Below are 6,900 nucleotides of genomic sequence, written 5' to 3' on the forward strand. Positions count from 1 at the left end.
CGAGGGACAGGCGGGACAGGGGACCGGGGAGCATGCCCAGCTGACACGGAGCGATCAGGCGTCGCTGCCGCAGTCGACGAGCACCTTCATCAGCCCGGCAGCGCCGCTCTCCAGGGCGGTGAAAGCGGCGGCGACGGAGGAGAGCGGCACAACCTTGGAGATCAGTTCGGCGGCGGGCACCCGCCCGGCGGCGACGAGTTCGACGGCGGTCTCGAAGTCCGAGCGGTCGTACAACCGAGCACCGACGAGCGTCAGCTCGCGCCAGAAGAAGCGGTGCAGGTCGACCGGGCGGGGCTGCCCGTGGATGGCCACGAGCACGAGGCGTCCCCGGGTGGCGAGCAGGTCCACCGCGGTGGTGATCCCGGCCTCGGCACCCGACACCTCGAAGACCACGGGGGCGCCGGCACCGGCGGTCCACTTGTCCACGAAGCCGCGTACGTCACCGGCCGGGTCGACGGCAGTCAGGCCCAGCTTCACGGCGAACGCACGACGATGTTCGTTCGGTTCGACCACGACGACATCGGCGCCCGCATCACGTGTCACCGCGGCGATCAACAGGCCCACGGGCCCGGCGCCGACGACCACCGCCTGTTCCCCCTTCACGACACCGGCCCTGCGTACGTCGTGGACGGCGACCGCTGTCGGCTCGACCAGTGCCGCACGGTCCAGGGGGAGTCCGTCCGGCAGCGGCACCAGCAGTTCGGCCGGGATCGTCCAGCGCCGCTGCATCGCACCGGCCGAGTCGATGCCGACGAAGTCGAGGCGGTGGCAGATGTGGGAGTTGCCGGCCTGGCACGCGGGGCATAGACCGCACCAGCGCAGCGGCATCACCGTGACGGCGTCACCGACACGGTGTCCGGTCACGTCCGGCCCCAGTGCAGCGATCCGGCCGGACATCTCGTGGCCGATGACCGCCGGCAGCGTGACCCGCGCATCCATGTCTCCGTGGAAGATGTGCAGATCGGTGCCGCAGATGCCGGTGTAGGCGACGTCGATGAGGACGTCCCCGGGGCCCGGGGGCACCGCTGCGGCCGGGCTGACGTCGAAGGTGCGGGAGCCCGTGTACCGGGCGGCAGGGTAGGAGGACATGTCAGGCGGACGTCGCTTTCTTGAGAGGACCGGTGGCCGGGCTGCCGACACGGATCGGTTCGAGCCGGGGAACGAGGAACAGGTAGGTGGCCGCCCCCGCCACGGAGACGACCCCTGTGACGGCGACGGGCAGGAGGTAGGAGCCGGAGGAGTCGATGAGGGCGCCGGTGATGATCGGCCCGGCGAAGCCGGCAAGGTTTCCGGCGAAGTTCTGGATGCCGCCGAGCGACCCGATGTGACGGGGCGTGGGAGCGAAGTCGAGAGGCAGAGAGCCGATGGACGGGCCGCCGATCATCAGCAGTCCGTAGCTCAGGCTGAACAGGGCGAGAGCGGCTGGCTGCGACGGCACCAGGACAGCGACGACGATCACGGAGGCCAGCAGCATGCCGAGCACGAGCGGGGTCTTGCGGATACGGGTCGTGGCGATTCCGGCCGCGGCGGCACGGTCCTGGACCACTCCGCTGACGAACTCGGCGCCGACGGCGACGATTCCGGGGATCATGCCGAAGAATCCGAGGTGCAGCAGGTCGAATCCGCGGGCGTGGACCAGATAGCTGGGGAACCACGTGATGAAGAAGTACGCGATGTAGTTGAAGCAGAAGAAGCCGAGCATCATGCCCCACACCGCGCGGTAGCGGAACAGGTCGCGCCAGCGCAGGGCGTCCTCGGCGACCGGCCCGGTGGGCTTGTCCTGACCGTCCTCGATGTACCGCAACTCCGCCGGGCTCAGCCGCCGATGGGCGCGCGGCTCGCGGTACATCACCAGCCAGCCGACGGCCCACAGGCAGCCGAGCGCGCCGGCCGCCACGAATCCGGCGCGCCAGCCCCACCAGCCGATGACCGCCGTCATCAGCGGCATGGTCAGTACGCCGCCGACCCGGGCGCCCATGTCCCACACGGCGGTGGCGGTGGCGCGCTCGCGGGCCGGGAACCAGCGAGCGGTCGCCTGTACGCACGAGGGGTACTGGCTGGCCTCGCCGATACCGAGCAGCATGCGCAGGCCGAGGAGCGAGGTGACCCCCTGCACGGCGGCAGTCAGGACGGTGGCGATGCCCCAGACGACTCCGCCCGCGCCGTAGACGAGCCGTGCGCCGAACCGGTCGACGACGGAGCCTGCGGGCAGCAGGCAGAAGGCGTACATGAGGAAGAACCAGCCGAGGATCAGGCCCTCGACGGTCGCGGAGATGTGCAGGTCCTGCGACATGTACGGCAGGCTGACGCTGATGGCGGACCGGTCGATGTTGTTGACCGCACAGCCCGCGAAGGCGAGCGAGATCATGCCCCAGCGCAGTCCCGGTCTGCGCCGGCCGCTCGGTGTGCCGCCGGTACGGGGTGCTGCTGCGGGGTCGAGGGTGGTGCGCATACCGCCTCCTTGCGAGAGCGCCGTGTCAGTGAGGGTGAGCATGGGCCCGGACCGGTGCCGGGCGGATGACGGTTTCGCGGCCCGGCCGTAAGCGGAACCGTGCGCCGGCCTCCTCAAGGAGCGCGGCACGCGATGCGGTGATCTTCACTGGGATTTCCTCTCCGGCCCGCGCCGCCGAGCAGCGCGGCGTGCGGGAAGGGTGGGGACGGAAGGGGGCCTGACCGCACGGGGAGGACGCCCGGGAAGTGCGGTGGCCCGCACAATCTAGGACGGGCCCACGGAGCCTGGCAATACATTGGCCCTGCCAATCGCACGCGACAGGCACCCGGCGTCGGCAGTGGCAGGGTGGGCGCCGGCCACACCGAGGAAGTACGCCGAGCACAGCGCGCACTGCGGCAACACCAGCCAGGGCAGCTCCCGGAAGATCATCCGGGGGGCCAGTAGTCCATAGAGTTCTAAGCTCGCGGCATGAGCGCCTCGCAGCCCACACCCACAGAGCCCGGCGACACCGGCAAGGTGTCCGTCGTCGAGGGCACCATCGACGCCATCAAGACCATGATCGTCTCGGGTCGCTTCCAGGCCGGCGAGCGCCTGCCGACCGAGCGTGACCTGGCGCTCACCCTGGGGGTCTCGCGCAACACCGTACGCGAAGCGGTGCGCGCCCTCTCCCTGATGAAGATCGTGGAGTCCCGGCAGGGTGCCGGGACCTACGTCACCAGTCTCGCGCCCAGCCTGCTGCTCGACTCGGTGTCGCTCCTGGTGACCCTCTCCTCGACCGCCACCAGCATCGATCTGCTGGCGGTGCGACGGGTACTGGAGTCGGAGGCGGCGGCACAGGCGGCGGCCCGCATCGACGAGGCGGACCTGGCTCGGCTCGACGCGATCCTCACCGAGATGCGCCACGACCCGCAGTCCGGGGACGGCAGTGTGGAATCGGTGACCGAGGCCGATCTGCGCTTCCACTCGATCATCGCCCAGGCCGCGGGCAACCCGGTCCTCGCGGCGCTCGTCGAGGCTCTGAGCGACCGCACCTACCGGGCCCGGGTGTGGCGTGGATACGCCGAGAGCGGGGTCTACCAACGCGCCTGGCACCAACACGAGGCGATCTACGCCGCGCTCCGCGACCGCGATCCGCAGCGTGCGGCAGCGCAGGCCGCAGCGCATGTGGCCGACGTCGAGGCATTCCTGCGCGCGAGCTCCGCCTGACGGGAGCTGCGGGGCTGGGAATGCCTGGTCACGTAGCCGCCGGCAGGTGATCACTATCGCCGTCGGCACCAGTCGAGTTCTGGTGTAAGACCGCGCCCCTGTTGGCGACCGGGAGGCCAGACCGGACCGCTGACGAGGTGGCGCGCCCGCCCCACGGAGGGGAGCACTGGACCCGTCAGGCCGGGCGTGCGCTTCCGCGGGCTGACACCACCTCCGGCCCGCCACTCCGGCCGCGTGACCCCATGGAGCGAATTGGCCGGGCCAATTGCTTGACGGTGCTTCCGACGCCTGGATACGGTCCGGAGCGTTCGCGCACCCCGCGGACGCTCCGGTTCCCAGGAGGCATCCATGCGCACCCCCTTGTTCGACGACGGCGTGAGCGCCGCCCAGGTCTCCGATTCCCTCGACGCCGCCGGTGTCCGCGGCCAGGTGCTCGACGCCGTCGTGCGCCCGCTGCGCCGCGGGATGCGCGCCGTCGGCCGCGCCCACACCATCCAGTTCGCCCCGGTCGAACGGGACGAGGACGACCCCTACCGCGACTTCATCCGCTTCATGGACACGCTCGGCTCCGGTGACGTGGCCGTCGTCTCGACAGGCGGCAATCCACGTACCGCCTACTGGGGCGAACTCTTCTCCGCCGCTGCCAAGGGCCGCGGCGCGGCCGGCGTCGTCTGCGACAGCTATGTACGCGACAGCGGCCGCATCCTCGATCTGGACTTCCCCGTCTTCTCCGCCGGCGTGCGGCCGCTGGACTACCGCGCCAGGATGCGGGTCGTCTCCGTGGGCGAACCGGTCACCTGCGCCGGAGTCCGGGTGGCTCCCGGGGACATCGTGCTCGCCGAGGACGACGGCGTGGTCGTAGTGCCTACGGCGGCCCAGGAAGACGTCGTCGCCCGGGCCAACGCCCGAGCCCGCGCGGAGTCCACCGTCCTGTCCGAACTCCTGGCCGGCGCCACACTCGGCGAGGTCTGGGCCCGGCACGGTGTCCTGTGACGGAGCCCGACCACACGACCGCCGGACAGCCCGCCGCCCTCTCCCGGCTTTCCCTCACGGCGCAGGGCCCCACCCCCCTACCACCCCCCACCGATGAAGACGGCAACAGCCCCGAACTCCTGCTGCTGGCACCCGAGGACGACTGCCTGGTGCTGCGCACGGCGCTGCCGCGCAGCCATTGGCTGAGTGTGTCGGGACGGAAGGTCCGCCTCGACGACGACCTGCCAGTGGGCCACAAGATCGCCCGCCACAACCTGCCCGCCGGCGCCCCGGTCCGCAAGTACGGGGCCGTGATCGGTCGTACGACGCGTGCCGTCGCGCACGGCGAGAACCTGCACACCCACAACCTCGAAAGCACCTACATGTCCGCGCACCGCCGCGGATTCAGCGCCGCCGACCGAGCGGACGAAGGAGAGACGGCCCCGTGAGCACCACCACCGCCCGCACCGCCTCGAACAGCGGCCTCATACCCGACGCCCTCGGCTACCGCCGCTCGGACGGACGCGTCGGCATCCGGGACAACGTCCTGGTCGCCTACCTCGTCGAGTGCGCGCACCACGTCTGCCGCGAGATCGTCGCCCCCTTCCAGGAGGACGGGAACGTACAGGTCGTCGGTTTCCCCGGGTGCTACCCCAACGCGTACGCGGAACAGATCATGACGCGACTCTGCCTGCACCCCAACACCGGCGCGGTGGTGCTCGTCTCGCTCGGCTGCGAATCCTTCGACCGAGTCGCTCTCGCGGACCGCATCCGCGAGAGTGGACGTCCGGTGCGGACCCTGGTCATCCAGGAGACAGGCGGCACCCGCGCCACCGTCGAGGCGGGCCGCGCGGCCGTCCGGGACGCCCTCGACACGCTCAAGGACACACCGCGCACACCGGTGGCCTGGTCGGACCTGACCGTGGGCACGATCTGCGGCGGCTCGGACGGCACCAGCGGACTCACCGCCAACCCTGCCGTCGGCCGCGCCTTCGACCGCCTCACCGCGCGTGGTGCCCGGTGCGTGTTCGAGGAGACCGGTGAACTGATCGGGTGCGAGCACCACATGGAGCAGCGGGCGGTCACCCCGGAACTCGGCGCGGAGATCGTCCGGACCGTACGCAAGGCCGCTGACTACTACGAGGTCCTCGGGCACGCCAGTATCGCCCCGGGGAACGTCGAGGGCGGTCTGACAACCATCGAGGAGAAGTCGATGGGCGCCTACGCCAAGAGCGGCGCGTCCGAGATCCGCGGCATCATCCGGCCCGGTGAACTCCCGCCCACCGGTGGGCTGTACCTCCTCGACGTCGTCCCCGACGGCGAGCCGCGCCACGGCTATCCGAACATGAACGACACCGTGGAGATCGTAGAACTCATCGCCTCGGGAGCCCAGCTGGTGCTCTTCACCACCGGTCGGGGCTCCGTCGTCGGCTCGGCCGTCTCCCCCGTGGTCAAGGTGTGCGCCAACCCGGACACCTACCGGCGAATGAGCGAGGACATGGACATCGACGCGGGCCGCATCCTGGCCGGCGAGGCGAGCCTGGACGAGGTGGGCGACGAGATCGTCGAGGCGATCGCCCGAACCGTACGCGGCGAACCGACCAAGTCGGAGGCGCTCGGCCACCAGGAGTTCCAGCTGGGGTACAAGTCGTTCAAACCGAGCGGTCCGGCCTGCCTGCCGGTCTAGACGGAGCCGCCACCGCTGGTTCAGGCGGGACTGCCAGTGCCGTCATGTCGGTCGTGTCTCTGAGCCGGTCGTGATCTGTAGGCGTGCCCTGTAGCCGCGCCCTGTCGTGGCCGCGTCGGGGGTGCGGAAGCATCTCGGTGCGGTTGCCCTGCCTGCAAGCGCCCGGGACGACCGTGGTCCGTGCACGCGGTTCGCGCCCTGGGGCCTGCGCCTGGTAGTCCTTCGACGCCGGATGAACGCCCACTGCGAGCGCGGGATAGGCAGCATCCCACGCGAGACCATCGACCCTGTCCTCATCATCGACGAGGCCCACCCCCGACAGATCCTGGCCGCCTGCGAACGGCACTACAACAAGCGCCGCCCCCACCGGGCCCCGCAACCAGCTACCGCCAGGCGCCGACCAACAGCCCATCGCCGTACACGCACTCAAAGGCCGTGTGCCTTTCGTCTCCGCTGAGGTGCGGCATGGGCGCTGCCCTCCGTTCGAGGGTGGGGCTGTGCCGTGGGTCGGTCACGGCACGGTCATGGTGCGGCTCAGTACGCGGAGTTGACGTTGTCGATGGAGCCGTAGCGGTGGGCGGCG

The 6,900-nt window shown here is 70.7% G+C and carries 7 protein-coding genes; 5 read left to right on the top strand and 2 right to left on the bottom strand.

Annotated elements, in window-relative coordinates; all coding sequences use genetic code 11:
* Nucleotides 1–54: 54 nt before the first annotated feature.
* Both ACFC96_RS45265 and ACFC96_RS45270 read right to left on the bottom strand, forming a co-directional pair.
* On the bottom strand, nucleotides 55–1,089 hold the full coding sequence (locus ACFC96_RS45265; protein ID WP_376618562.1) for a zinc-binding dehydrogenase: 1,035 nt from the start codon (nucleotides 1,087–1,089) through the stop codon (nucleotides 55–57).
* Between the two features lies 1 nt (nucleotide 1,090).
* The gene (locus tag ACFC96_RS45270) at nucleotides 1,091–2,452 is read right to left on the bottom strand and encodes an MFS transporter (protein ID WP_376618564.1); all 1,362 of its coding nucleotides are present in this window, start codon (nucleotides 2,450–2,452) and stop codon (nucleotides 1,091–1,093) included.
* A gap of 468 nt (nucleotides 2,453–2,920) precedes the next feature.
* On the opposite strand from ACFC96_RS45270, the gene ACFC96_RS45275 reads away from it, so the two are divergent.
* The 5 genes from ACFC96_RS45275 to ACFC96_RS45295 all read left to right on the top strand — a co-directional run bounded on the left by ACFC96_RS45275 (nucleotide 2,921) and on the right by ACFC96_RS45295 (nucleotide 6,774).
* Entirely contained in the window at nucleotides 2,921–3,658 is a 738-nt protein-coding gene (locus ACFC96_RS45275) for a FadR/GntR family transcriptional regulator (protein WP_340458831.1), read from the top strand.
* Nucleotides 3,659–4,006: 348 nt separating this feature from the next.
* Nucleotides 4,007–4,651, top strand: a complete 645-nt coding sequence (locus ACFC96_RS45280; RefSeq protein WP_376251932.1) for an RraA family protein — start codon at nucleotides 4,007–4,009, stop codon at nucleotides 4,649–4,651.
* Nucleotides 4,648–5,079, top strand: coding sequence for a UxaA family hydrolase (locus ACFC96_RS45285; RefSeq protein WP_376251930.1), 432 nt, complete (start codon nucleotides 4,648–4,650; stop codon nucleotides 5,077–5,079). The genes ACFC96_RS45280 and ACFC96_RS45285 overlap by 4 nt, the downstream gene beginning before the upstream one ends.
* Nucleotides 5,076–6,317, top strand: coding sequence for a UxaA family hydrolase (locus tag ACFC96_RS45290; protein WP_376225484.1), 1,242 nt, complete (start codon nucleotides 5,076–5,078; stop codon nucleotides 6,315–6,317). Before ACFC96_RS45285 ends, ACFC96_RS45290 begins: the two co-directional genes overlap by 4 nt.
* A 232-nt stretch (nucleotides 6,318–6,549) precedes the next feature.
* Nucleotides 6,550–6,774, top strand: a complete 225-nt coding sequence (locus tag ACFC96_RS45295; RefSeq protein ID WP_376225483.1) for an integrase core domain-containing protein — start codon at nucleotides 6,550–6,552, stop codon at nucleotides 6,772–6,774.
* Nucleotides 6,775–6,900: the final 126 nt, after the last annotated feature.

It is taken from the genome of Streptomyces sp. NPDC055955 (genome assembly GCF_042270245.1).
Classification (GTDB): domain Bacteria; phylum Actinomycetota; class Actinomycetes; order Streptomycetales; family Streptomycetaceae; genus Streptomyces.